The organism is Pseudomonas sp. AK-TSAG1-1 (genome assembly GCF_056821665.1).
On the sequence record NZ_CM165965.1, the window covers coordinates 6,096,921 to 6,120,355 of the forward strand.

19 protein-coding genes are annotated in these 23,435 nt (G+C 59.5%); 1 reads left to right on the plus strand and 18 read right to left on the minus strand.

Going from position 1 to position 23,435, the window contains the following annotated elements:
- The first annotated feature begins 9 nt into the window (after positions 1 to 9).
- Positions 10 to 1,410 (plus strand): aminoacyl-tRNA deacylase and HDOD domain-containing protein, encoded by a 1,401-nt coding sequence (locus AC1UK9_RS27730; protein WP_025112697.1) that lies wholly within the window; start codon positions 10 to 12, stop codon positions 1,408 to 1,410.
- A gap of 90 nt (positions 1,411 to 1,500) precedes the next feature.
- On the opposite strand, the gene AC1UK9_RS27735 is transcribed toward AC1UK9_RS27730, so the two are convergent.
- The 18 genes from AC1UK9_RS27735 to AC1UK9_RS27820 all read right to left on the minus strand — a co-directional run bounded on the left by AC1UK9_RS27735 (position 1,501) and on the right by AC1UK9_RS27820 (position 23,351).
- Positions 1,501 to 1,884: a helicase gene (locus AC1UK9_RS27735; protein ID WP_482578853.1), complete on the minus strand. Its 384-nt coding sequence runs from the start codon at positions 1,882 to 1,884 to the stop codon at positions 1,501 to 1,503.
- A 329-nt stretch (positions 1,885 to 2,213) separates the two neighbouring features.
- Positions 2,214 to 2,612: a hypothetical protein gene (locus AC1UK9_RS27740; RefSeq protein WP_473013947.1), complete on the minus strand. Its 399-nt coding sequence runs from the start codon at positions 2,610 to 2,612 to the stop codon at positions 2,214 to 2,216.
- Between the two features lie 10 nt (positions 2,613 to 2,622).
- Positions 2,623 to 3,072 carry a hypothetical protein gene (locus AC1UK9_RS27745; protein WP_473016035.1) on the minus strand — a complete coding sequence of 150 codons (450 nt, stop codon included), beginning with the start codon at positions 3,070 to 3,072 and terminating at the stop codon, positions 2,623 to 2,625.
- Positions 3,073 to 3,140: 68 nt separating this feature from the next.
- The gene (locus tag AC1UK9_RS27750; protein ID WP_473013948.1) at positions 3,141 to 5,591 is read right to left on the minus strand and encodes a PEP-utilizing enzyme; all 2,451 of its coding nucleotides are present in this window, start codon (positions 5,589 to 5,591) and stop codon (positions 3,141 to 3,143) included.
- 9 nt (positions 5,592 to 5,600) lie between these two features.
- Positions 5,601 to 6,995: a TIGR01777 family oxidoreductase gene (locus AC1UK9_RS27755; protein WP_482578854.1), complete on the minus strand. Its 1,395-nt coding sequence runs from the start codon at positions 6,993 to 6,995 to the stop codon at positions 5,601 to 5,603.
- Between the two features lie 140 nt (positions 6,996 to 7,135).
- Complete coding sequence (locus AC1UK9_RS27760) at positions 7,136 to 8,491, minus strand: lysozyme inhibitor LprI family protein (RefSeq protein WP_482578855.1); 1,356 nt, start codon at positions 8,489 to 8,491, stop codon at positions 7,136 to 7,138.
- Positions 8,492 to 8,511: 20 nt separating this feature from the next.
- Complete coding sequence (locus AC1UK9_RS27765) at positions 8,512 to 8,973, minus strand: XAC2610-related protein (protein ID WP_482578856.1); 462 nt, start codon at positions 8,971 to 8,973, stop codon at positions 8,512 to 8,514.
- A gap of 144 nt (positions 8,974 to 9,117) precedes the next feature.
- Positions 9,118 to 10,068 (minus strand): PoNe immunity protein domain-containing protein, encoded by a 951-nt coding sequence (locus tag AC1UK9_RS27770; RefSeq protein WP_473013952.1) that lies wholly within the window; start codon positions 10,066 to 10,068, stop codon positions 9,118 to 9,120.
- A 7-nt stretch (positions 10,069 to 10,075) separates the two neighbouring features.
- A complete protein-coding gene (locus AC1UK9_RS27775; protein WP_473013953.1) occupies positions 10,076 to 11,659 on the minus strand; it encodes a hypothetical protein in 1,584 nt (527 codons plus the stop codon).
- Positions 11,656 to 13,971 (minus strand): type VI secretion system Vgr family protein, encoded by a 2,316-nt coding sequence (locus AC1UK9_RS27780; RefSeq protein ID WP_482578857.1) that lies wholly within the window; start codon positions 13,969 to 13,971, stop codon positions 11,656 to 11,658. Before AC1UK9_RS27780 ends, AC1UK9_RS27775 begins: the two co-directional genes overlap by 4 nt.
- 28 nt (positions 13,972 to 13,999) lie before the next feature.
- Entirely contained in the window at positions 14,000 to 15,001 is a 1,002-nt protein-coding gene (locus AC1UK9_RS27785; RefSeq protein WP_482578858.1) for a serine/threonine-protein kinase, read from the minus strand.
- Entirely contained in the window at positions 14,998 to 15,726 is a 729-nt protein-coding gene (locus AC1UK9_RS27790) for a PP2C family protein-serine/threonine phosphatase (protein WP_025112686.1), read from the minus strand. Before AC1UK9_RS27790 ends, AC1UK9_RS27785 begins: the two co-directional genes overlap by 4 nt.
- Positions 15,726 to 19,265: a type VI secretion system membrane subunit TssM gene (gene tssM / locus AC1UK9_RS27795; RefSeq protein WP_025112685.1), complete on the minus strand. Its 3,540-nt coding sequence runs from the start codon at positions 19,263 to 19,265 to the stop codon at positions 15,726 to 15,728. The genes AC1UK9_RS27790 and tssM overlap by 1 nt, the downstream gene beginning before the upstream one ends.
- 12 nt (positions 19,266 to 19,277) lie before the next feature.
- On the minus strand, positions 19,278 to 20,153 hold the full coding sequence (gene icmH / locus AC1UK9_RS27800; protein WP_008078709.1) for a type IVB secretion system protein IcmH/DotU: 876 nt from the start codon (positions 20,151 to 20,153) through the stop codon (positions 19,278 to 19,280).
- A 5-nt stretch (positions 20,154 to 20,158) separates the two neighbouring features.
- Positions 20,159 to 21,490, minus strand: a complete 1,332-nt coding sequence (tssK, locus tag AC1UK9_RS27805) for a type VI secretion system baseplate subunit TssK (protein ID WP_025112684.1) — start codon at positions 21,488 to 21,490, stop codon at positions 20,159 to 20,161.
- Positions 21,491 to 21,492: 2 nt separating this feature from the next.
- Entirely contained in the window at positions 21,493 to 21,993 is a 501-nt protein-coding gene (gene tssJ / locus AC1UK9_RS27810) for a type VI secretion system lipoprotein TssJ (protein ID WP_025112683.1), read from the minus strand.
- Between the two features lie 5 nt (positions 21,994 to 21,998).
- Entirely contained in the window at positions 21,999 to 23,192 is a 1,194-nt protein-coding gene (gene tagH / locus AC1UK9_RS27815) for a type VI secretion system-associated FHA domain protein TagH (RefSeq protein ID WP_025112682.1), read from the minus strand.
- An 18-nt stretch (positions 23,193 to 23,210) separates the two neighbouring features.
- Positions 23,211 to 23,351, minus strand: coding sequence for a hypothetical protein (locus AC1UK9_RS27820; protein ID WP_003229566.1), 141 nt, complete (start codon positions 23,349 to 23,351; stop codon positions 23,211 to 23,213).
- Positions 23,352 to 23,435 lie beyond the last annotated feature (84 nt).

Here is a 23,435-nt window from a genome sequence, read left to right on the forward strand (position 1 = left end):
ATACACACCATGACTGACGCAGCTCTCGCCCCCGAACTCCCGCACGCGCCGTCTGTAATTCGGCTGCTGCTCGGCAAGCTGGGTATCGCCTACGAAGAAGTGCTCGACCACCACGGCCTCAATGCCTCGCGCAAAGTACAAGCCGTGTTGCTGGACGATGCCGTCGGCGCGCTGATGGTGCTGTTTCCACAGAGCCAGCTGCTCGACCTCAACCGCCTCGCCGAACTGACTGGCCGGCGCTTGACCGCCGTGTCCACCGAGCGCCTGGAAAAGATGCTCGGCAAACACAGCCTGAGCCTGCTGCCGGGCCTGCCGGCGCTGACCAGTTCGCCGTGCCTCTACGAAGAAAGCCTGCTGCGCGAGCCAAAGTTGCTGATCAACTCCGGCGAGCCGGGCCTGTTGCTGGAAATCGCCAGCGAAGACTTCAAAACCATGCTGACCAAGGCCAGCGCCGCCAACTTTGGCGAAGCCCTGAGCAGCATCCGCCCGAACCTCGACCGCCCCGACGATGACCGCGAGGAAATCACCCAGGCCGTGCAAGCGTTCACCGCGCGCCGGATCCAGCAGCGTCTGGAAGCGACCATCGAGATTCCGCCGCTGGCCGAGACTGCGCAAAAAATCATCAAGCTGCGCGTCGACCCGAACGCCACCATCGACGACATCACCGGCGTCGTCGAAACCGACCCGGCGCTGGCTGCGCAGGTGGTGAGCTGGGCGGCGTCGCCGTACTACGCTTCGCCGGGCAAGATCCGTTCGGTGGAAGACGCGATCGTTCGCGTACTCGGCTTCGATCTGGTGATCAATTTGGCGCTGGGCCTGGCCCTCGGCAAGACCCTGAGCCTGCCCAAAGACCACCCGCAACACACCACGCCGTACTGGCAGCAATCGATCTACACCGCCGCCGTGATCGAAGGCCTGACCCGCGCGATGCCGCGTGCCCAGCGCCCAGAAGCCGGCCTGACCTACCTCGCCGGTCTGCTGCACAACTTCGGCTACCTGCTGCTGGCCCACGTGTTCCCGCCGCACTTCTCGCTGATCTGCCGCCACCTGGAGGTCAACCCGCACCTGTGCCACAGCTACATCGAGCAGCACCTGCTGGGCATCAGCCGCGAACAGATCGGCTCGTGGCTGATGCGCTACTGGGACATGCCGGATGAACTGGCCACCGCCCTGCGCTTCCAGCACGACCCAAGCTACGACGGCGCCTACGCCGAATACCCGAACCTCGTCTGCCTGGCCGTACGCCTGCTGCGCAGCCGCGGCATCGGCTCCGGCCCCGACGAAGACATTCCCGACGCCCTGCTCGACCGCGTCGGCCTGAGCCGCGACAAAGCCAACGACGTCGTCAGCAAAGTCCTCGAAGCCGAAGTTCTGCTGCGCGAACTGGCCTCGCAGTTCAGCCAGGCCTAAAAGCAAACAGGCCCGCTCCCCCAGGTTTTACACAACCCCTGTGGGAGCGAGCCTGCTCGCGAAAAATCCACCTCGATCCAACAGACCGCATCAAGCCTTCGGCTTGGCCTTCCTAGGCTTCAAATACTTCATCAACCCCTGAAACCACATCACCAGCGCCGGATTCCCCTTGAGCTGGATCGACTTGTCCTGAATCCCCTGCATAAACGCCAGTTGCTTGTGCTTCGCCTGCATCGTGGCAAAGGCATAACCCGCATCCTTGAACGCAATCGCAAACGCCGGCTCTGCCACCACGCCAGACTTGCTGGTGATGCGCTGATTCTTCACCACGAAATGCCGCGCCACTTTCCCGTCCAGCGTCTGCAGCTGAAACACCAGATCCTTGTCACCCAACTGCTGCTGGAACGCAGGATTTGTCCGACTGGCCTTACCCATCAACAAACCCATCATCCACAGAAGAAAACGAAATTTCATGCGCACAGCCTCAAAAGGAAAATGAACGGCCGGGGAAGTGTAAGGGATTCGGGAGATAACGCCACTATCTGACGATATTGGGAGATGATGCTGGCTATTTCCTGCACGATGACCGCCAAGTCACGCTTCTGCACCCAACGTCCTACACCTGTTGAAACACATACCTGTAGGAGGTGCCGAAGGCCGCGATCTTTTGATCTTCCAGCCTGCAAACCTATGGGAAATTTCCTGCAAAGTGCCGGGATACCCATGAACCAGGCAGGTTGGCAGTTCGTCGATAGCCTCTGTGTGTCGCCGCAAAATCGGCGACTCGGACGTGCAAGTCCGGTTCAGGTGCACATCCGTTGATGGCATTTCGCCGAGCGCGGTTGTCTAGCCACGCATTTCGCATAGCCGTCCGCAAGCTTGGCATCGAATGACAATGCCATCGGTTCGTCCAGTTCGGCCGAGGTATTGAGCAATACGCGTGTCGCGGGGGTGTATTTGACCCAGCCAATGGTCCCCGTGCCATCGGTGTCAAAGAACAGTTGGGCGCGCACCTTTTCTCCGTCATCCTCATCAATCAGCAGATTGACCTTGTCCTTGTCGACATACCGAAACGGGAAGTCGCTGCTCCTGACCATTTCAGTGAGGTAGCCGTAGCAACTGCTTTCACTGGCACTCGCCGGCAGGGCGAAAGGCAAAAGCAGCAGCACGCTCAGCAGGCTCGGAATTAAAAAACGGTTCATCCCATCATCCTTATTCAAGCGTCGGCGATTGCGCGTCGGTCATCGTCAGCAGGCGGAATTCGTTGTTCACAAATTCGTAGTAGCGATTCCGGTTGATGCTTTCCAGTGAATTGCCCTGAACGTCTTCTTCACCGTCGAGGGTGATTCCGGTGATGAAGATCAGGTGGCTGTCGGGTTGGTAGAGCATGGCGAACGTACTGCCGTCATAGGCATTCGGCAGCCCGCCGACGACTTCTCCGGTGCGCGCATCGAGCACCTCGGCGCAGATGGCGCCACCGCCGCAACCGAGCTGGTGAAGGATGAAATGGCCGGCGAAGTTGACCTTGCCTTTCAAGGCCTTCGCTCGTGCACTGTCCATCCCCGGGCTGCTGCTTTCCTGTGGCACGAGTTCATGGTGAGTGCCGCTGAAAACGCCTGAAACGCGGTAGTCGTTGAACACCGGTTCGGCAGCAAATGCCATGGTTGCCGAAACCGCCAAGAGACTAACCGCCGCCATCGACAGCCAACGCGTACACAACAACTGTCGCTTCACTTCATATCCTTTGAATTCATCAATTCCAGTTCACCATCCCGATACACCACCTCACACCCCACCCACGCCGGATCCACCTGCGGCATCACCGCCGACGGCTTGCGCAACTCGCGCAGCAACGTCGAGCCGTGAGACAACCGTCCACCCATCCGCGCAATCACCGCCCGCGCGGCCTGATAGTGCGCGTGACGGCCCGGATCGAGGGTGTCCTCCAGCAAGATGTCCTCGCCAAGTACACCTTGCACCTGCCCCGGATAAATCATGAATCCGATCGCCTGCTCAGCGCCTTCACAACCGTCCTGCCAGAAGCTGCCATCGCGGGTACGCACGTCCGGATGCGGCGCAAACCAGTGCTCGCGATCCGCCAGCGGCATGGCGTGGTGCAGGCGGAAGAAGATGCGCATCAGATTGTCGCGATACCACTCGCGCACTTGCAGGTAGTAGCCACGCAGGCCCGGCAGGCCAGCCGAGTGCGCGAGGCGGATCAACCCGGACCATTGCGGGAATGGCTGTAGCGGCAGTTCGCTCGACGCGGGTCGCGGGGTGGCCGGATCGGTTTCCCACGGCAATCGATGAGGACTGTTTTCCAGATTGTCGTACGCGGTCGGCGGGCGGCCCAGCCAGTCGCCGCCACTGCTGGCCAGCGCCGTGGCGATGCACAGGTTGCCTTGCACCACGAACACATAGAACCGCGTGAACCAATCTGCCAATTGCTGGCCATCGGCAGCTTGGGCGACGAGTTCGGCCAGTTCCTGATCGAAGCGCTGCAAGCCGTTTTCAAGGTTCAGCAAATGGCCGCGAGCATTGCGCTGCATGCGCAAAAACAGCGGCAGCGAACGCAGCATCTTCAATGGTTGCCAAGGCAAATGCGGCGTCGCGCCGCCGACTTCACCAGCGTAGTTACTGGCGCTGATGCCCCAGTCGGCGAGTCGGGCGAGAAACAGGTCATTGTTGATGTAGGACGCACCGCCGAACACTGCGGTAAACGGCTCGTTGTCCTGCAACACCCGCGCATCCCAGCGCGCCATGATCGCCGGGATACTCGCTGCCGCGCGGCGCTGGGCGTATTCCACCAGCACGCTCGGTTGCGGCGGCAGGATCTCCGCGATGTTGGCGGCTGTGAGGTGCCGGCGCCAGCCGTAATCGCTGATCGGCCGGTATTGCAGCAGCCACAGTTGCGCGCCGTCCCAGGCCCATTCGACGTCGCCGGGCACGTAGTGGAACACGCGCAACACGTCTTGCAGAAAGTCCCACAGCAGCGCTTCGGTCAAACCGTTGGACGCCGTGAACTTGCCGCTGCGCCACGCATTGCCGAGCCGCGAAAGTGTTGTCTGTGAAGGGCTGACGTGACCATCGGCCAGCGATTCGAGATGGCCTTCAACCCACTCCAGTTCTACCGAGAGATGGCGCAGGAAGGCGATCCCGGACACTACCGGCGTGATGAAGCGTTGCACCACCACTTCCTCGACGCCTTCGGCCGTCAGTTCGGCAATGCGTTTCGGCACATTGGCGGTCGGCTCGCGCAGATAGGTGGTACTCAAACCGGCATTCGCCGAATCGGCCTGATCCTCGCCATAACTGGAGGAGCGCACCGCCCAGGTCACGTCAGGTAGGGCGGCGAGAAACGCTGACAGACGCGGATCATCGCAATCATTAAGGGTCAGCGCCGCCGGCACCGGTTGCCGGGCAAGCTCCGCCAGACGCAAACGGCCGCCCTTGGTGTGCGCGACAAAACCACGCTCGCCGGACTCCAGCCACGCGGCAAATTCGGCCGGCGCGTCGATCCACGGGTAATGGCCCCAACCGGGTTTGAGACTGATAGTCAGATCAGCGCGGGCCAGAATCGCCGACCACGCCGCCGCCTGCTCGATGCCCAGCACGGCATCCTGATCGCCCCAAACCAGCTCGACCGGATCGGTGATCCACTCCAGCAGCGGCAGCGCAGTGTCGGCGCGAATCAGATCCCAGTGCGGCACAAACGCACGGCAGCGCGCATAACCGGCGCCCATGCGCTGGTACTGCGCAGGCGTCCACGTCTGGTTGGAAAACTTGCGCGCAAACAGCGTGGGTTTGTTCGACAGCAGCCAGTGAATGGTCTTGCGGATCGGCAGCGGCGACATCAGGGCAGGCAACCGCCGCTGCCACAAAAACGCCCCGACTGGTGCCAACAAAACGCTGCGGGAAAAGTGCCCGGGCCGACGTTGCAACGCATGCAGCACAAGCAAGGCATTGACCCCCACCGCCATGATCGCGCTGCCCTGCTGCGTCATCGCCAGCAAGGTATGCGCGTAGTCCGCGAGATCCTCGCAGGGCGGCTGCGGATTGGCGCCGAAGCCCGGCAACTCCAGCGGCACCACATCGTAGCGCTGGAAGTGCGGCAGCGCGTCATCCCACCAATCGGCGGCGCTGCCGTTGCCGGCCAGCAGGTACATCAAGGGCTTGCTCATGGGCGATCCTCAGGCCAGATCGCGCAGAGCGGCGTCGAGGGTTGGATAGCGGAACGTGTAGCCAGCCTCGGTCAAACGCTGCGGTACCACGCGCTGACCGTCGAAGAACAACTGCGCCATCTCTCCTGCTAAAGCTCGCACTGGCGCGGCGGGAATATGGAACCACACCGGACGCTTGAGGACCTTGCCGGCCTGCTCGGCGAACACTGCCTGACTGACCGTTTCCGGTGCCACCATGTTGTAGGTCCCGCGCAGACTGTCGTCGTTGAACGCCCGCGCGATCACCTTAAGCACATCGTCGCGGTGCACCCAACTCATGATCTGCTGACCGTCACCCATCCGACCACCGAAACCCAGGCGGAACGGCAGCAGCAACGGTGTCAACGCACCGCCGGGACCGAACACCACGCCGAGGCGTAGCACCACCTGACGCACACCAAACTCGGCGGCCGGTTGCGCGGAGGATTCCCAACGCGCGCAGAGTTCGGCCATGAAACCGTCGCCCTTGCTGGCGTGTTCGTCGAGGTTTTCGCAGGCATCGCGCACGCCGTAGAAACCGATGGCCGAGGCTTGAATCCATAGCTTTGGTTTGTGCTTGGTGTTTTTCAGCCAGGTCATCAGTGCTTCGGTGGTGCCGACTCGGCTGGCGAGCAGTTGCGCCTGACGTTCAGGAGTCCAGCGTGGGCCGGCGACGGGGGCGCCGGCGAGATTGATCACTGCGTCGAAGGCTTCGTCGCGGCTGAGTTCGCTGAGCGAGTGCACGCAGCGGACGCGGCCGTTGAACAAGGTGGCGGCGCTCAGCGGATCACGCGTTAGAACGCTGACCGAATGGCCGGAGTCGAGCAGTTGGTTGACCAAGGCCTCACCGATAAAACCGGTGCCGCCGGTGATCAGCACTCGTTTGTGTGCGACACCGGCAAACGGGGTGGAAAGGCTCGGTGTCTTTACTGCAAGAGACTTCCGGCGGTCATGGCGATAAAGCCAAACCAGCGGTGGCAACAACACCAGCAACGCAAAACCATCGAGCCACAGGTGCGACCAGACCTGTTGTTGCGCTGAGAGCCACATGTCCTGCGGCGCCCATAACAGGATGCCGGCGATCAACCAGCCCCACACTGCCGGGGTTTTCAAGCGATTGCCCAGGTGCACCAGCGCGAGCATGTACAGCGAATAACTTTGCAGCGTCGCGCCGAACAGCGCGAGCCACCAGACCTGCTGTTCGTGACCGGCGGAGGGGACTGCATCTGCGCCCCAGAACGACAGTTCGAGAACGTGCAGATAGCCGTCGAGTAAACCGGAATGCCCGGCCCAAGTCAGGGTGATGCCGGCGAGCACATGTACGATCGCGGCGGCATACAGCCAAAGCACCATCGCGGAGCGAAGAGAGAAAGAGGGGGCTGGCATTCCGTGTCCTGAGCGCATTCCTTGGGGGGTGGGGAGTTTAAAGGAAAATCGCGATCGTCAGATGCTCAGGTATTAAACGTTTGAGCGTGACGGACTCAGACTCAACACGTGCGGAAGCTCATCAAACATCACCCCGAACTTCAAATGCACTGACTGGCCTTGATCGGCTGCGATCCCAATCGCTTCACACTGTCGATGCTCGACTGATCACCTTTGTCAGCCGCCATCTGATAACAGGCTAACGCTCGGGATATATCCTTAGTTCCCAACTCGCCACCCTCAAAGGTAGAAGCCAGATAACTCATCGCGTCTGTGGAACCCATGGTGATCGCCCGAATGACCTGCTCTTTTGCCTGCTCGGGATGAAGGCAAGGGCCGTCATAGTCGGTGGAGTTTCCTGAACAAAGAAACGTGGCATAGCCCAAAGCCCCACTTGGTATTTTCGAGGCCGCTTTGAACAACGCCTCAACCTTGTTGGTTTCCAGCTGAGAGGCCATCTGCGAAAGGCTCAGGCGTGCCGCCGACAGGCTCGCCTTCGCATCACCCGACTCTGCAGCACATACATAATTTTCCAGAGACGCCTCAATCAACTCCACAGTCAGCGGATATTGCTCAAGAAATCCCAGCCCTCCTAAAGCTTCAGCACGTTGTTCACAGAAGTTCTCGGCGCGGCTCATGCCGGGATTACGTGTTGCGATAAGGTCCCTCTCACTGATCGACCAATCCTCAATCCCCTCAAGCACCCAACATGCCTGACGAGAGAAGTTGAAGACTTTCACATTGCTGTTGCCCGCTCGCTTATCCACCACATTGACGTGACTGTCGTCCACTTCTTCAATCTCGACTCCAGGAGTCTTGCCGGGCGTGATTGCAGCCATCAGCGGATAGGTGAAAGTAGCTCCACTGACACCCGAGGTCGAAGGCTCAAAGGTACTTCGATCCTTTCCCGCTACCGGTTTCAACACCATCGATTTGACCGTCATCGCCGTGAGACGGCGTTGAGATTCGCTGTTGGCGGAAAACGCCGTCAGGAAGGGAGCGAACTCCTCCGAAGGACACGCGCCGCTGGCCGGCGCCGTTGAAGTGCTCTTATCGGCTGCAAGAGCAGGGACAATCTTGTCCAGATACGCCGAACGCTCGCGGCTCATTCTGGCGACACACGAGTTGACGGCGAACACATGTGCCGGCATCCCGGTCTCGATCTCGAACGCCTCCAACGGACAGTTCGCATCACGCAATTTCAGCCACGCACGCTGCGACTCCTTGACCTTCGCGGCGTACTCCGCACCCAACGCCGGGTCTGTTCGATAGTCAGACTCAAGTCGCGTCATTAGCTGCTTGTAGCTGACATTCAACTGCGCATCGGCAGCCTTCTTCGCCGCCTCCGAGCAGGGCACCATTTCCAGGCTTGAGGTGACATGGCTGCAGTCATCCTGCGCATACGCCACTGAAACCGGCAGCAGCATGGCCAGCAGGGTAAAAACGAAACGGTTCACTGTGTTCATCCTTGAGTCATTCAGGTTTTGCGCTTGGCGAACCGGGTGACGCATTGCTTGGGTAGGTTCATTTCCCAGTAAGTGCTGAGCAACGCTTTACGTTTTTTGTCGACGCGCAGGTTAACGAAGCCATCGCCGCAGTCCGGCTGCAACTCTTCGAACGTGCCGGTTTTGGCTTGATAAATGAACACCCGGTAGTAGTCGTAAGTGCCCATGCCGTCATCGAGCTGCCAGATCGCGAAATCCTTGGCGTCGTCAAAATTGAAATCATCGAACTGCGCATGGAGTTCGTTCTTGGTTTCAAAAGCGATTGTTCGCGACTCGCTGTGCGTTTCGGTTTTAACCGCGATGTTCAGCTTGGAGCCTTCGAGAACCAGCGTCGCGTCGACGCCTTTGGTTGGGCTGAACGTGGTGGTTTCGGCTAACGCCGGCATCGTCCACATCAGGCCGAGCAGTGACACCGCTAGAGTTTTGAATTGCATGTGCTCGCCCTACTCCCACTTGCATCCGGACTCTGGAGTGGAGTCAGCACTGGTGCTGACTTCGAAGCTGGATCCCTCAGGGACAGACCACGTTTTTTGACAATTACTGAAAAGTGGTCTGTGCCCAGTTCATTTATTAAACCTCTACTCTCCTGACCAGTACCAAATCGTATCGCCCCATCGCGAATCATCTACATTCGGCATAATTTCGCCCTGCTTGAAGTATCGGCGGGAGTTAGCTTGTGCAGGAGTAAACCAATAACCTTGTTTAGTACATGGCTGCCCCGAGTCAACTCGACCAATCTGCAAGATGCTCGAACCGGTATAGTTTCTAGCATACTCAACCAAGTCCTTCGGATAAACCATATGGTCTATTTTGCTATCATCGATCCCATACAGAAAGGCTATAGCACCCGCTTCAAATGCCCAATACCCAAAGTAACTACCATCATCACCATCAATACTTAAATGCGAGTCATGCCAACTCGCCCGGAGGTCACCAAAAGACTCATACCACTGACCGCAATACTCATTCAAAAGCTTAGAGGCCTCAGTTTTGCTAGAGGCATAAATTGACCTGATCAGCTTCGTATATACTGGGTGAAACCACTCATCTATATCAGCCCTTCCTGCTAAGTTTTTACGTAGCAAATCTTCGTAAAGAGTATCCTCACTATTAAAACCCGCTGCATCTGTCAAATGTACAAATCTGGCCAAAAGATCATTTCGATGCAAAAGTATGCACAGGCTGGCCACCTGGACAAACTCTTCAAAATCGGTTGGAGACTCTTCAAGATCCAGTGGCGATATATTAGGTACGCCCTCATAATCAGCCAAGGCCTTTTGATACATCTCGAAACTTCGCACGACTCTTTCAAGCGGCTCATACAACTCTGAAACCGGTTCACCAGCTGTATATTTTATTATCAAAGCGCCGAGAGAATCCTGTTTAACCTCAAAGGCTTTCAAAGATGCTTCCTGACCCGGAAAATCCTCTTCCAGATTGTGAGTACTCCAATAAGATTCCGAAGAATCATAAAAGCCAACAAGGTTTTTATAATACGCCTCTGTAATAAACGGCTGCCTTCTATTCATTTTCTATTTAAACCTCAAGCCGCAAAGAATCTAGTGCACCATGTTTTTTCGCCAGCGATTTTTTTCGCCTATTCACAGCTTGCTTTACCTCATCCTCACCATAGTGAAATGCGGCATGCTTCGCATGGCTGGATTCAGGAGATCCACTAAGAAGTGCTGTAGCATGCTCCTCCGGGCTTCCCGAAAGATGATACAACGGAGAAAAAAACAGATGCCTTGAGTAAGAATCAAGAATCTCTCTAGTCATCGTAACTCCCACTGCGTCCCTCAAATTTTTTGATATCCACTCTTTACTCATCTGAACCATCAAGTCGTTCTTTTGGGCTTTAGAGGGTTTCGTAGCCTTCTCAGATGTATTATCAGCGGATTTTTTACCAGATACCTTTGATCGATTTTTTCCGGCAGCTTTTCCCGTACGATCATTATCATCCTTGGCCTCTTCAATAGGCTCCAGAAGATTGCTCAATTGAGGTTCTCCGGAAACACCAAGTTTTGAATTAATGCTCGGCTTACGGGTATTATTTGGCTTCCTCAAAAATTTTGGAGCATCCTCGTTCTTGCTCGCTTTTGCCTCGATAATGGCAAATTTTCTTCCTGCGTTCGTCGCGGGATCTGCTCTCCACACTGCGTCGATGCCCGTGCCGTTAGCAGGGTCCGACAACTTATAAAGAATATTGTGACTTTTCGGGCTCCCACCTTTAGAGAGCTTACCCAGTTTACTTGCGCTTGGTTTCCCTTCTAGCCATTTTCCGTCAGCTCCCTTATCATGGCCATCCCAATCTTTACCCCAACCAAACTCCACTGCGCAAATGTAGTCGGCGATGTGTTCTCCGCTTACACCCAAGCCCTCGTTGGAGATGTGGTAACTCTTCTTTTCTGTTTTGTTTTTATCTATAGAGTTAGGTCGAGTTTCACTTGCGCCGCTCTTACCTTGCGTTGCAACTGCGGGATCTTTACCCGCTGGCTTATGACCTTTGGCCGACTTACTTGAGCCCGATGCCATAGCCGAACTATTGCGCTGCATCCCTTTCCACTTAAGCAAACGCTTCTCAACAATCCCTATCATCTCAGGCATATTGTCACGTGCAGTAGCAAGCACAGTAACGATAGTAGATTGAGTCCAAGCAGGGAAACTTTTATAAGTAGAGGACCCTTTCACTCCGCTGATAATATCGTCCAACTCTGCGCGCAACTTTGAGGCATCAAAAATTTGCTTTAGCAATTCTTCTGGACTTGTTTTTACACCACATTCATCTAACACGAAACGCAGGAGATCAAATAATACTGGCGCAAAACGCTGAGGGTCGCGATTGACTATACGCAAACTCTTCTTGAGTCCGTCACCCGGACCGGGAATCCAACCGATGACAGCCATCAGCAAATCAAACTTTGCGTCCTCTTTACTCTCTGCAGTTCCAGCATTGTAGAGATCAATGGAGGACTCCACGGTATCGTAAGCATCAATGGCTTGGCCTAGGAATGGCACTGCCCCCAAAGCAATCCCTTTTGCCAGTTCAACAGCGGCCTCTTGATAAGCGGCTTTACGATCTTCGTCTCCAGCAGCGTTCGTCGTTTTTAAATCCTCAGTCATTTCAGCCTCCCTGCGGCTTGCTCAATCAGTGCTTGTAAATCAACTTGAGCGGGATCCAGCCCAAGTTTTTGCAGGTCTGAATTGACCTTGTCATCGGAACTCTCAACTACCTTGACTGACTCACGATCAAAGGGCCTCGGGTCTTCACCGTAATAAACTTCAATCGGGCCAGGTGGCACGTCCTCCAACCGAGCGAACCCCTTGGTGTCCAGGATACCTTCACGGCTCGACCCATCTGAAAACTCGACTCGGTAAGAGGCTCCAGGAACAGGTTCAAGATTACTTTGGTGCAAATTCAACTCAAGCCAAGTCGGATTCGCCTTCCCCGCCTCCAGCACCGCTCCCGCTTTCGCTGCGTCAGCCAATCCGGGCAACCCCGGAACTTTGATACCAATTCCTGAACCAGTTCCAGCAGCACCACCCGCATTAATCTTCACCACCGGCCCAACCACCGTCACACCACCGCCATCCAGCTTGATGAAACTGCCGCCGCCGAGAATCGTCAGCTCTGTCCCCGCCTCAATGACAATCTTGTCCCCAGCCTTGATGTGTATCTCTTTCCCGGCACTGGTCAGTTGCGCAGTCCCGAGCTTCACATGCTGGCTCTCACCAATAGTCAGGTGGTCATCCATCCGTGCTTCGATCTTGCGGTCGCTGATGGTGGTTCGGTGTTCTTCAGCCTTCAGTTCGGTGTAGGTGTTCTTCACCACAGTGTCGTGGCGTTCATTGCCGACGCGGATTTTCTGGTCGTGTTCGACGTTTTCATCCCAGTCCCGCTGGGCGTGGATGAAGATTTGTTCGGCGCCTTTTTTGTCTTCGATGCGCAGTTCGTTGTAGCCACCGCCGCCCGGGGAGCTTAGGGTTTTGAAGACGCTGCGGGTCTTGTTTGCCGGCAAGGCGTATGGCACCGGGTTTTCCTTGTGGTACAGGCAGCCTGTGACCAGCGGTTGGTCGGGGTCGCCTTCGAGGAAGGTGACGAGGACTTCCATGCCGACGCGCGGGATGGAGATGGCGCCGTAGCGGTCGCCGGCCCAGGAGCTGGAGACGCGCAGCCAGCAACTGGTCTTGTCGTCGGCCAGGCCTTCGCGGTCCCAGTGGAATTGCACCTTGATGCGGCCGTATTGGTCGCAGTGGATTTCTTCGCCCTTGGGGCCGGTGACCATGGCGGTCTGGCTGCCGAGCACGCGGGGTTTCGGGTGTTCGAGGGCCGGGCGGTAGAACACGTCCCACGGGGTGGCGAGGAAGGTGTTGCGGTAACCCTGGTGGAAGTCGTCCTTGTTGTCGGTGGTGTCGCTGGTCACGCCTTCTTCGAGGACTTGCGGCTGTTTGCCTTCGTGGAAGATTTCGGTGAGCAGCCACAGGTCGTTCCACTCACTGCGCGGGTGGTCGGACATGGCCATGAAGTGGCCGCTGACCAGTTTGGTCTGGTCACCGCGACCTTCGGCCTGGCGGTAGTCGGCGCGGTGGCGTTCGAGGGCGCGCTGGCTGAGGAACTTGCCGCGCGCGCGGTCGATGAAGCGGCCCGGGTAGTCGTAGTCTTCCAGATCCGGTTCGCTGTTTTCGCTGTCGCAAGCACCATCCGGTTTATACGCCGCTTCCATTTGCAGGCGCGGTTTTTCGAAGTCGTAGTCGCGGCGCGTGGTGCGGCTGGTGCGGGTTTCCAGGCGCAGTTTGAAACCTTTGATCACCGGTTCTTCAGCGACCATGCCGCTGCCTTGCACGTACGCGGTTGGCTGCCCGAGGTCGGGGAACACGGTCTGGTCGTCGCCGAACACCAGCAGATGAGCCTTTTCGCTGTGCTGGAAGTGGTAGTGAATGCCCTCCTCCTCGCACAGGCGCTGGACGAAGTGCAGATCGGTTTCGTCGTACTGCACGCAGTAGTCGCGATCCGGGCACGGCTGGCTCAGCTGGAAGCTGTAGGCGTTGCCCTTGATCCCGTGTTCGTCGAGGATCAGCGCGATGATTTTCGGCGCTGACATCTGCTGGTAGATACGCTGGTTGGTGCGGTGATGCAGGTATTGCAGTTGCGGCACCAGCAAGACTTTGTAGCGGGTCAGGCGTTTGCCGGCATCGCCTTGGGCGACGCGGTAGATCTGGCCATGGATGCCTGAGCCCTGTGGATCGAATGCGAGAAACGCCTGCTTGTGCAGGAGTTTTTCCAGGTCCAGATCGGGGTTTTCGCTGACCAGTTCGAGGTCGAAACGAAACGGCTGGCTGATGCCTTCGGTGCCGGTGAACGACAGCACTTGCAGGTCGCCCACGTAGTCTTCGACCTTGAGGCTGAAGTGGGTTTCGTTAGCTGGGTTGAACATAAAGTGCTCCCTGTTCGAATGTCGTCCGTTACGCCCGAAGTCGCAACCGTTGCAGCCAGGACGAAGTGGCGCCCAAGGCGTCACGCAATTGATCGGCAGTGATGGTGCGATCTGCCGCATTGAAGCTCAGCGCGGTTTTCAGCGCTGGCCAGCCGTGTTTTGGCAGATTCGCCGGGGCTTGCAGCTCGCGCTCCAGGTGCTCGTCGCGGGCCTGGGTCGAGGGCAAGCGGCGGAACGGGTGTTTGCCGCTCGCCAGTTCATAAATCACGCAGGCCACGCCGTACACGTCCGCGCTGGCCGACAACGGTTGGCCCTCAAGCAGTTCGGGGGCGGCGTAGCCCGGGGTCCAGGCGTTGAAGCGTTCGCGGCTCAGGTGCGGCAGGCCGGGCAACACGCCCTCGTCTGCCTGGCCGAGACCGAAGTCGAACAGGCGCAGACCGTCTTCGCTGAGCATGACGTTGCTCGGTTTCATGTCTCCATGCAGCACGCCGCGACGGTGGGCATAGGCCAGCGTATCGAGCAGCGGCAGCGCGATGTCGCGCGTTTCTTTCCACGGCAGGCCCAGGGGCCGCTCGCAGAGCAATTTGTCCAGGGTCAGGCCACGCATGTATTCCATGGTGATGAAGGCCCGCTGGCAGTCGGTGTCGACTTCAAAAGTGTGTGCACGCACGACGTTGTCGTGGCGCAGGCGTCGGGTCAGGGCGAACTCGCTGTAGAGCAAGGCGCTGGCGTCCGGCGACTCGGCAAATTCTTCGCTGAGGATTTTCAGCGCGATGTAAGGATCGGGATCGCCGAACTGCTCGTGCAGCAGATCCCGCGCCCGGTAAACGGCGCCCATGCCGCCTGCCCCGAGCAGACGCTCGAGGTGGTAGCGGCCGGCGAGTACGTCCGGCAATGCACCGATGCTGGCCTTGGTTGGCGCCAGCAAAGGCTCGGCGTTGTTTGCCTTGGCGAAGGCGAAGTAGGTCAGGTTGTTGGCCTGATCTTCGCTCATCAGCAAGTTATCGACTGACGATTCGATTTCACTCATTGGCGGATCACCACGGCAGTCAGGTTGTCCCGGGCGGCGCCACGCAGGGCACCGTCGAACAGACGTTCCAGCGCCACGTGCGGCGCACTCAGGCTGAGGGCGTTGCCAAGGGCATCGCTGCTCAGGCCCTGGTACAAACCATCGCTGCACAACAGGAACGCATCGCCCGGGTAGACCTCGAGTTCGAGGACATCCAGGGTCAGTTGTTCGGCCGCGCCGACCGCCCGGGTCAAGGCCTGGGCCGCTGGGTGCGCTGCGGCCTGTTCGACGCTCATCTGTTGCTCGTCGATCAGTTGCTGTTGCAGCGAATGGTCCTTGGACAGCTGATACAACCGCTGCCCACGCCACAGGTAGCAACGGCTGTCGCCAGCCCAGATGCAGGCCGCGCGATTGCCTTCCACCAGCAGCGCCACGACGGTGCTGCCCATGATGCTGTCGTGACGCCCGGCGGTAACCGTCAACTCTTGCCCCAAACGCCGGTTCAGCCAGTGCAGGCACTGGCGGATGGCTTTGAGGCGTTCGTCGAAGTCCTCGTGCTGCGGCAGTTCAGCCAGGCTGGCGACGATCAACTGGCTGGCGATGTCACCACCCTGATGACCGCCCATGCCGTCCGCGACCACCCACAGCCCCTGCTGCGGATTGTCGAGGAAGGCATCTTCGTTGCGCGCCCGCACCTTGCCCGGGTCGGTACGCGCCGCGCTGCGCCAGGGACTGGCCACCAGCATCAGAGCTGCACCGGCATACGGAAGGTGCGCAACACGCCCATGTCGAACGGGTTCGGCGTGCGCTGGCTGGTCAGCAGGTAGTTGGCGCGCAGGCCACCCACGTCGGCTTTCAGCACCAACACGTCGCGACCGGTCAGGTATTCGGTCTGCATCAGGTCGAACAGACGGAACAGCGACCATGGGCCGGAGTTCTTCTCGATACCGATCGGACGCCCCGCCATCTTGTCCATCACCAGGCTGGTACGACCGTCTTCAGCATCGGTCGGCCACTTGAACGTCATTGGCAGGATCGGACCGTGGCGGTATTCCATGGTCTTGTCGCCGAACTTGAACTCGGAACGGCTCACCGCCGGATCGAGGGTGTACGGCTCCAGTTTGAACTGCACGGTCGGCTCGGCCGGGTTGATCGAGAAGAAGCTCTGGCGAATCGTCAGGGCTGCCGCCATCTGGTCCAGATACATCTTCGACACCGGCAGGCTGTGGCCGTCGACGCTGCGCATCCGGTAGTTGCCCGGATCACCGCTGACGAACGGACGCATGTAGCTGTCGAAGAAGCGGTCGACGGTGCCTTGCGCCCGGAAGAACTCGCGGAAGTCGCTGATCGCCACGTCGCTGGTGCTGCTGGCGCTGAACGGATAACGCTTGCTGATGGTCTTGCCATACACGCTGTACAGCTCGTTCTGATAACGGCCGTTCAGGTATTGGTAGGCATCGTTGAGCACCAGGCGCCACGAGTCTTCGGCCAGCACGTTGAACCACACGCTCAGCGGACGCGGCAGGCGACCCGAGGCAGCACGCAGGTTGGTCAGCGCATCACGCTGGCCGCTCATGCGGGTTTTCGCCAGTTCGAACGCGGCTTGTTCCGGCGTACTGGAACGGGCCAGACCGGACAGTTGCAGTTGCAGGTCGTTGAGCGCACTGAGGGCCGGGGTCAGGTCAGCGGCCGGGCCGTTGTTGTCATCAAGCAACCGGTGCAGCGGCTCGAAACGACGTTGCAGCGACTTCTTCGCGGTGTCCGGCAGGTTCTTCGCCACGTTCATCGCCGAGGCTTTGTCCGCGACAGCCGAGGCCAGCTTGCCGACCTTGCCCAGTTTGCCCTTCTGCCCCGCCAGTGCATCAGCGGCATCACCGGCTTCATCCACCGGATCGGCAGCAGCCGGGAAGCGCGTGTTTTCGCGCACTTCAGTGAGCAACGCCAGCACCGGTGAGTTGGCCGAAGTCAGGCCCGCCAGTTGCTCGGCGCCTTCACCGGCGTCGCTGATCGGCGGCAACGCCACCTGGCCAACGGCTTCGCTCCAGTAGTTGGCGTAGTCGCGGAAGTACAGTTGCTCCAGCTCGACCATCAGGCGACGCAAGTCCATGTCGCTGATGCCCGCACCTTCGCCCAGCACCCAGTTGTCACGCAAGATGTCGGTGACCAGCGCCGAACCCTGCACCGAGAAATACTGCTGATAACCCTGCTGGGTGTAGAACCCCGGGATCACGTATTCGGTGCCGATGAACAGCGAGCCCTGCGGGCCGAGGTGCTGGCTGAAACGGTATTCCGGCAGGTTGCGCGCCTGCTCGCGGAGCATGCGGTAGACCACGGTGGCCAGCGATTCGGAACGCAGAACCTGACGCGCCTGAGTCACCAACTGATCGTTCAGCGGGTAGATGAACGGCTGCTTCAGCAGGCGCTCGAGGTGAGTGTTCAGACCGTTCTGCACCGCGGTGTTGCCGGTGTAGCGCTGCGACCAGTCAGTGGCGACCCAGTCCTTGAGCCACGCGGCGTCACGGCGGTCTTTCATGTTCAACATCAGGTACGCGCGCAGGCTGTTGAGCAGCTTTTCGCGGTCCTTCATGTTGGCGCGGATCTGCCCTTCGAGCATCGTCGCGACCCGTGGCAGCAGTTGCACTTCGAGTTCGTGCTCGTAGGCCTGCCTGACCACCGGATTGACGTCTTCGCCCTGATACAGACCGCCCCGCTCGTGGTACGAGACGTCGCCCTTCTTCGGGAACACCTGAGTCGCGGCGTAGCTGGTGTCGAGGGTTTTCAGCACGCCCATCGCGTCATCACGCGGGGTCAGCGCCGAACGCTGTTGAGTCCAGTTCTGCGCCAGTGCGCGCAGGTTTTCCAGACGCTCGTAGTTGGCCGAGAAACCACCGGCCCAGAGCATGCCGAACAGCGCCAGTGCAGCCAGTGCGCCGACATACAACGCACGCTGGCCCCAATGGATACGACTGCGTTCACGCTTGTCGAGGCCGGCCAGATCGGACTCCGGGAAAATCACCCGGCTGAACAGATGATGGATGAAACGCGAACGGCCACTGCGCAGGGTTGGCAGCACGCCGGCATTCATGCCCAGATTGGCGCCGATGCCGGCGGTGGTCGCGTCCATTTCCTGAGTCAGGTGCGGAGCGCTGGTCAGGTAGAAACCACGCAGCAGCGTCGCGCGCTGGTAGCGGTTGCCGGTGAACGCCAGGTCGACGAACAGGCACAGATGCTCGCCGATCTGCCCCAGTTGATGCGGGAAGTCGAGGATGCGGCCACGGCGCTGGGTATCGCGCTCGGAGTGCATGCGCATGATCACCTGATTGTTCAGGCGACGCAGCAGCTCTTCGAACTCGCTGCGCAGTACCGCGACGTCGGTGCCGAGCTGATCCTTGCGGAAGCTGGTACCCAGCACTTGATCGCTTTCTTCGCGGGTCAGTTGATCGAAGAACTCGTCGAAACCGAGCAGCTTGTCAGCCTTGCTCAGCACCAGATACACCGGTACGTCGACGTGCAGCTTCTGATAGACATCTTGCAGGCGACCGCGTACCTGGCGCGCCAGGGCGTCGATGTCCTGCTCGCTGCCACCGATGAGCGATTCCACCGGAATGGTCACCAGCACGCCGTTCAACGGACGCCCGCGACGACGCTTGCGCAACAGCTCGAGCAAGGTGGTCCAGGCACTGCCGTCGACTTCCGCGTCCGGCTGCGCGGTGTAGCGCCCGGCGGTGTCGATCAGCACACCGTGGTCGGCGAAGTACCAGTCGCAATGACGGGTGCCGAGGGTGTCGCGGGTCAGCTTGCGGTCGATCTTGTTGATCGGGAATTCGAGCCCGGAGAAGTCCAGCAGGCTGGTCTTGCCGCAGGACTGCGGGCCGATCAGCAGGTACCACGGCAAATCGTTGCGCCAGCGTTCGCTGCGGCCGCGATACAGGCTCGAGGTCTTCAGGGTTTTCAGCGCGTCCTTGAACCGCGCCTTCAACTCTTTCTGCTCTTCTTCGATCAGATCGTCACGACGGATGCGATCCTGGCCGTCTTCGGTTTCTTCGACGGCTTTCTTGCGGATGCCCGCGCGCCAGCTGACGAAGACCATGGTCAGGCCCCAGATCAGGAACAGCACGCTGATGGTCAGCAGACGCGAGGTCGCGCTTTCCCAGAACTTGTAGTCATCCACTGCCAACAACGGGCCAACGAACCACACCAGCAGTGCCACGAACAGCACCAGCAGCAGAGTCCAGACCCAGGTCTGGCGCAGGAAGGCGCCGACTTTCTTGAAAAACTTTTTCATCACACGTCCCTGTTACGGCTGCGACTGCGGTTGAACCGCGGCCGGATCAAGCGGCTGATATGGTTGCAGAACGGTGTCGCGCTGCTCGCCCAGGACCCAGGCGAAGCCCGAATACATCACCACCAGGCAGACGAAAGTGAACAGCACCACCATCCACGCCGGCACGATGCGCACCAGGTTGCGGCGCTGATCGTTGAGGCCTTCCCAGTGCGGCGACAACTCGCGCGGCACGTCGCCACGCAACTGACGGATCTGCCGGTACAGGGCGTCGCGGATGCCTTCGAGTTCGAGCATGCCACGCGCTTGCACGCGGTACTTGCCCTCGAAACCGAGGGACAGGCACAGGTACATCAACTCGAGCATCGGCAGGTGTTTGACCGGGTTCTTCGACAGGCGATCGAGCAGCTGGAAGAACTTCTCGCCACCGAAGGTCTCGTTGTGGAAGCTGCTCAGCAGGCTCATCTGCGACCACTCGCTTTCGTTGCCCCACGGCGTGGTCACGACGGCTTCGTCGACCACGGTGCAGAGCACGTAACGAGCGGCCATCACCTGGCTGCTTTCGGCGCCGTTATGCAGGGCGCGCACTTCAAACAGCTTGAGCCCGGCGGTCAGGCGCTCGTTGAGCGCGTAAAGGTCTTCGCGGGTTTCGCTGTGCTTGAGACGCACCACTTCCGAAAGCAGTTCGGACGAGGCCGCCACCAGCGAATTGAGGCTGATGTTGAACGCCTCCGCCGGGCGCAGGCGCGCAGCGTAGATCATCCGTTCTTCCAGTTGCTCGAAGCGCGGTGGCGCAGCGAAGTCGGTCAGCGGACTCGACGCCGGGCCGTGGCCCTGACGGTCGAGCAGGACGGTTTTGTCGTCCTGGTTGTGTTCCATGTCCTTGATCATGTCGGTCAGTTCCTGATGGCCCAGAATTTCAGTTCAAGCTCGGCGAATTCGCCGGACACGTGGAACGCGAAGCCGCCGGAGCGCTCGAGTTGCGCCAGGTCTTCGGAACTGAGTTCGAGGATGAAGTAGGTTTTGTTCGAGTGGAACGCGATCTGCCGCGGGGCCACGGGCAAGGGTTTGACCTTGATCCCCGGCAGGTGCAGGTTGACCAGTTGGCGAATGCGCTCCACCGGGCCGACCTTGAGGTGCGCCGGCAAGCGTTGGCGCAGTTCTTCGGAGTCGCAGTTGGCACTCGCTGCCAGCACGAACGAAGCCGAGCCCAGCAGTTTGTGGTCGTGCAACGGCGACACGATGATGCCGTACTGACGCGCTTGCAGGATCAGCTCGATGGCGTGTTGCTCCAGCACCATCGACAGCACCTGACGAATCGCTTCCATCAGTTTGCGGAAGCTCGCGCCCTGATCGGCGTGGGAGTAGCGGCTGTCCAGGCGCGGGCGCTTGCTGTCGCTGGAGAAAGTCGCCAGATCGCCGAGCATGGTCAGCAGCGTGCGGTACAACTCTTCCGGGTGCACTTGCTCCAGGCCCAGGTAATGGCGCAGCAGCAGTTCGGTACGGTTGATCAGTTGCAGCATCATGAAGTCGCCCACCTCCGCGCCGCCGACCTTGCCGTTGGAGCGAATCCGCTCGGCAATCGTGTCGCCCCGGTGGTTGAGCATGCTGATGACTTCTTTGAGGCACGACAGCAGGTAGCTGGAGGCGTGGGCCTGAATGTAGGTCGGCACGAAATCCGGATCGAGGCTGATCACACCGTCCGGCGTGGTGTCGAGCACGTCGCAGATCTTCAGCTTCACGTAGGCCTGATCGCTCTGCTGCTCGCCGAGCAACAGTTTGAAGTCCGGGCGGCCGCAGCTGACCTGGCTCGCGGAGTCGTCGCCGGCGTTGGAGTCGGCCACTTCGGCGTCATACGCGGTGTAACGCGCCAGCACGTCAGACTGCTCCGGACGGCGCGCTTCGATGTGGTTACCGGTGACCAACGGCAGCGCCAGGTAAATCGGCGTGTTGCCGGTGTTCGGCGGCACGTCCAGCGCCAGCGGTTCGGTGTTGCCGCCGAGTTCGAACAGGCTGCCGTCCGGCAGGATCCCCGACGCGGCACTGATCACCAGCTTGCCCATGTTGAGGAACTGCAGGTCGATCTCCAGATTGAGAAAACCCCAGGTGTAGCCACCCAGCAACTGGGTGCGGGTTTTCATCTGGTGATCGTAATAGCGATCGTTGTGCTGGAAGTGCTGCGGGCGCAGCAACATGCCTTCCTGCCAAATGACTTTATGGGTATTCATGTTCAGTCATCCGCCTTGGCGAGCGCTTCATGGGTGTTGCGGATACCGGCCTGATCCAGGGTCAGATCGGCATCGGTCAGCTCCAGCGGCGTGACCTGCACGGTGTAGCGCCACTTGGTTTCCGGCAGATCGCGATACGCGGCGAGAACGCCGACGTAGCGGCTGCCCTCCTCCACGCTGAGTTTCATTTCCACGGTTTCACCCGGGCGCAGTTCGAGTTCTTCGCTGGCCACCAGGTCCGGGTTGAGGGATTCCTTGGCGCGCTCGTAGAGGCTGAAGAAATCAGCGTTCTCGAAGGTCACCGGGTGCTTGAGTTCGAACAGGCGCACCACGATCGGCGAAGGACGGCCGTTGAGGTCCGGGTTGAGCTGATCGCTGCCGGTCAGTTTCAGGTTGATCTTGGTCACTTTCGAGTATGGCGACAGCGACGAGCAGCCGGCGAGCAGCACCAGCACGGTGAGCGCAGTCAGCGTCTTGAAAAAAGCGGTCGAGCGGCGAGACATGCGCATCATCCTTGGTGGTCGGTGTGGAGGGTGGAGATCAGGCGGATCTGTTCTTCGTAGGCCTGGGCGAAATCGCGGGCCAGCAGACGCTCGCTCCAGTCATCGTCCTGACGCAGTGCCTGGTGGTAACGGCCGAACGCTCTCCAGCGGCCGCCCGACGTGGCGATCAACGGCTTGTTGTCACGCTCGAAACGCAGGGTCAGCTGTTCCGGCGAGAAATGCTCCAGGGTGCCGCGTACGGCGGCGCGGCTCGCGGTAAGCAAGGCCACCTGATGCGCCTGCAGATCGCGGAACGCCCGAGAGATCGCCTGCTCGGCGGGCAGGTGCCCGGGCTTGTGCGGCTGCAACAGAATCTGCAGTGCTTCGCTCGGATCGACGGCGAATTTCAGCGGGTTCTTGTTGGTGCCTTGCACGGTGGTCTGGGCCAGACGCAGCTCGTTTTTCAGCTCCGAACGGGTGCGCAGGCTCTGCTGCAAGCCACCGATGCTCTGCCGCAGCAGACGCGCAGCGTTCAGTGCCAGTGCTTCGCGCTCGTCATGACTGAGGCTTTTGACATCGACGCCCAGCGCCGCACCGAAATGCTCCCAGAACCCTTCGCTCTGACGCTCGACGGCTTTCGGGGCCGGAGCAGGCTCGGGTTCAACCGGTGCGATCAGCTCCGGCACCATCAGGCTTTCCATGTCGATGCGCGCATAGTCGGCACGCTGACGGGAATCCTCGGGCTTGGCGGTCGGGGCCAACAGTTCGTCGATTTCCGAATAGACGCGCTCTTGCTGTTCGATCGCATTCAACGGATCAAGATCGAGAAACGCGTCGTCCGGAATGATGCTGCCGGCGGCACGCGGACGGCCGACTTCACCGTCGAAGGTCGCCGGGTCACGCACCAGTCGCGCGCGAATTTCGAAGTCGCCGAGCACGTAGGTGCTGCCGTGTTCGATGCGCACCGGTTCGCCCTTGTGCAAGCGTGCACCGCTGTCGCCGTCCTGAACCCCATTGCTGCTGGTGTCGGTGAGAAAAAACGTGCCTTCGCGGTAGCTGACAATCGCGTGGTGATTGGACAGATGACGCTTGCGGTCAGGAATGATCCAGTCGCAGTCCTCACCCCGCCCGATCACGCCGCCGGCCTGTTTGAAGGTCTTCTGGCACAACTCGGTGGGCACGAACTGCTTGGTGTTCAGCATTTCGAAAACCAATTCCATGTTTGATGCTCCTTGCGGTCACTTGCCGCGATTGACCGCTTGCGGATCACCCAACGGGCGATAGTCGTTGTCGTTGAATTTGTAATTGCCGCTACAGCCGCCAAGGCCGCATAGAACGACGAGGGTCAGCAGGACAGCGTGCCAGTGACGAACAGACATCAGAGGGTCTCCAGGGGTAGACAAAGCACAAAGCGCCGACCCTTGCGGGCGGCGCTGAAATAAGTTTTTGAGGTGATCGCGAAG

Bases quoted from the DNA above. Each gene is read 5' to 3' on its own strand.
- AC1UK9_RS27730 (WP_025112697.1), top strand. From the start codon at position 10: ATGACTGACGCAGCTCTCGCCCCCGAACTCCCGCACGCGCCGTCTGTA.
- AC1UK9_RS27735 (WP_482578853.1), bottom strand. From the start codon at position 1,884: ATGAAATTTCGTTTTCTTCTGTGGATGATGGGTTTGTTGATGGGTAAG.
- AC1UK9_RS27740 (WP_473013947.1), bottom strand. From the start codon at position 2,612: ATGAACCGTTTTTTAATTCCGAGCCTGCTGAGCGTGCTGCTGCTTTTG.
- AC1UK9_RS27745 (WP_473016035.1), bottom strand. From the start codon at position 3,072: ATGGCATTTGCTGCCGAACCGGTGTTCAACGACTACCGCGTTTCAGGC.
- AC1UK9_RS27750 (WP_473013948.1), bottom strand. From the start codon at position 5,591: ATGAGCAAGCCCTTGATGTACCTGCTGGCCGGCAACGGCAGCGCCGCC.
- AC1UK9_RS27755 (WP_482578854.1), bottom strand. From the start codon at position 6,995: ATGCCAGCCCCCTCTTTCTCTCTTCGCTCCGCGATGGTGCTTTGGCTG.
- AC1UK9_RS27765 (WP_482578856.1), bottom strand. From the start codon at position 8,973: ATGCAATTCAAAACTCTAGCGGTGTCACTGCTCGGCCTGATGTGGACG.
- AC1UK9_RS27770 (WP_473013952.1), bottom strand. From the start codon at position 10,068: ATGAATAGAAGGCAGCCGTTTATTACAGAGGCGTATTATAAAAACCTT.
- AC1UK9_RS27775 (WP_473013953.1), bottom strand. From the start codon at position 11,659: ATGACTGAGGATTTAAAAACGACGAACGCTGCTGGAGACGAAGATCGT.
- AC1UK9_RS27780 (WP_482578857.1), bottom strand. From the start codon at position 13,971: ATGTTCAACCCAGCTAACGAAACCCACTTCAGCCTCAAGGTCGAAGAC.
- AC1UK9_RS27785 (WP_482578858.1), bottom strand. From the start codon at position 15,001: ATGAGTGAAATCGAATCGTCAGTCGATAACTTGCTGATGAGCGAAGAT.
- AC1UK9_RS27790 (WP_025112686.1), bottom strand. From the start codon at position 15,726: ATGCTGGTGGCCAGTCCCTGGCGCAGCGCGGCGCGTACCGACCCGGGC.
- tssM (WP_025112685.1), bottom strand. From the start codon at position 19,265: ATGAAAAAGTTTTTCAAGAAAGTCGGCGCCTTCCTGCGCCAGACCTGG.
- icmH (WP_008078709.1), bottom strand. From the start codon at position 20,153: ATGATCAAGGACATGGAACACAACCAGGACGACAAAACCGTCCTGCTC.
- tssK (WP_025112684.1), bottom strand. From the start codon at position 21,490: ATGAATACCCATAAAGTCATTTGGCAGGAAGGCATGTTGCTGCGCCCG.
- tssJ (WP_025112683.1), bottom strand. From the start codon at position 21,993: ATGTCTCGCCGCTCGACCGCTTTTTTCAAGACGCTGACTGCGCTCACC.
- tagH (WP_025112682.1), bottom strand. From the start codon at position 23,192: ATGGAATTGGTTTTCGAAATGCTGAACACCAAGCAGTTCGTGCCCACC.
- AC1UK9_RS27820 (WP_003229566.1), bottom strand. From the start codon at position 23,351: ATGTCTGTTCGTCACTGGCACGCTGTCCTGCTGACCCTCGTCGTTCTA.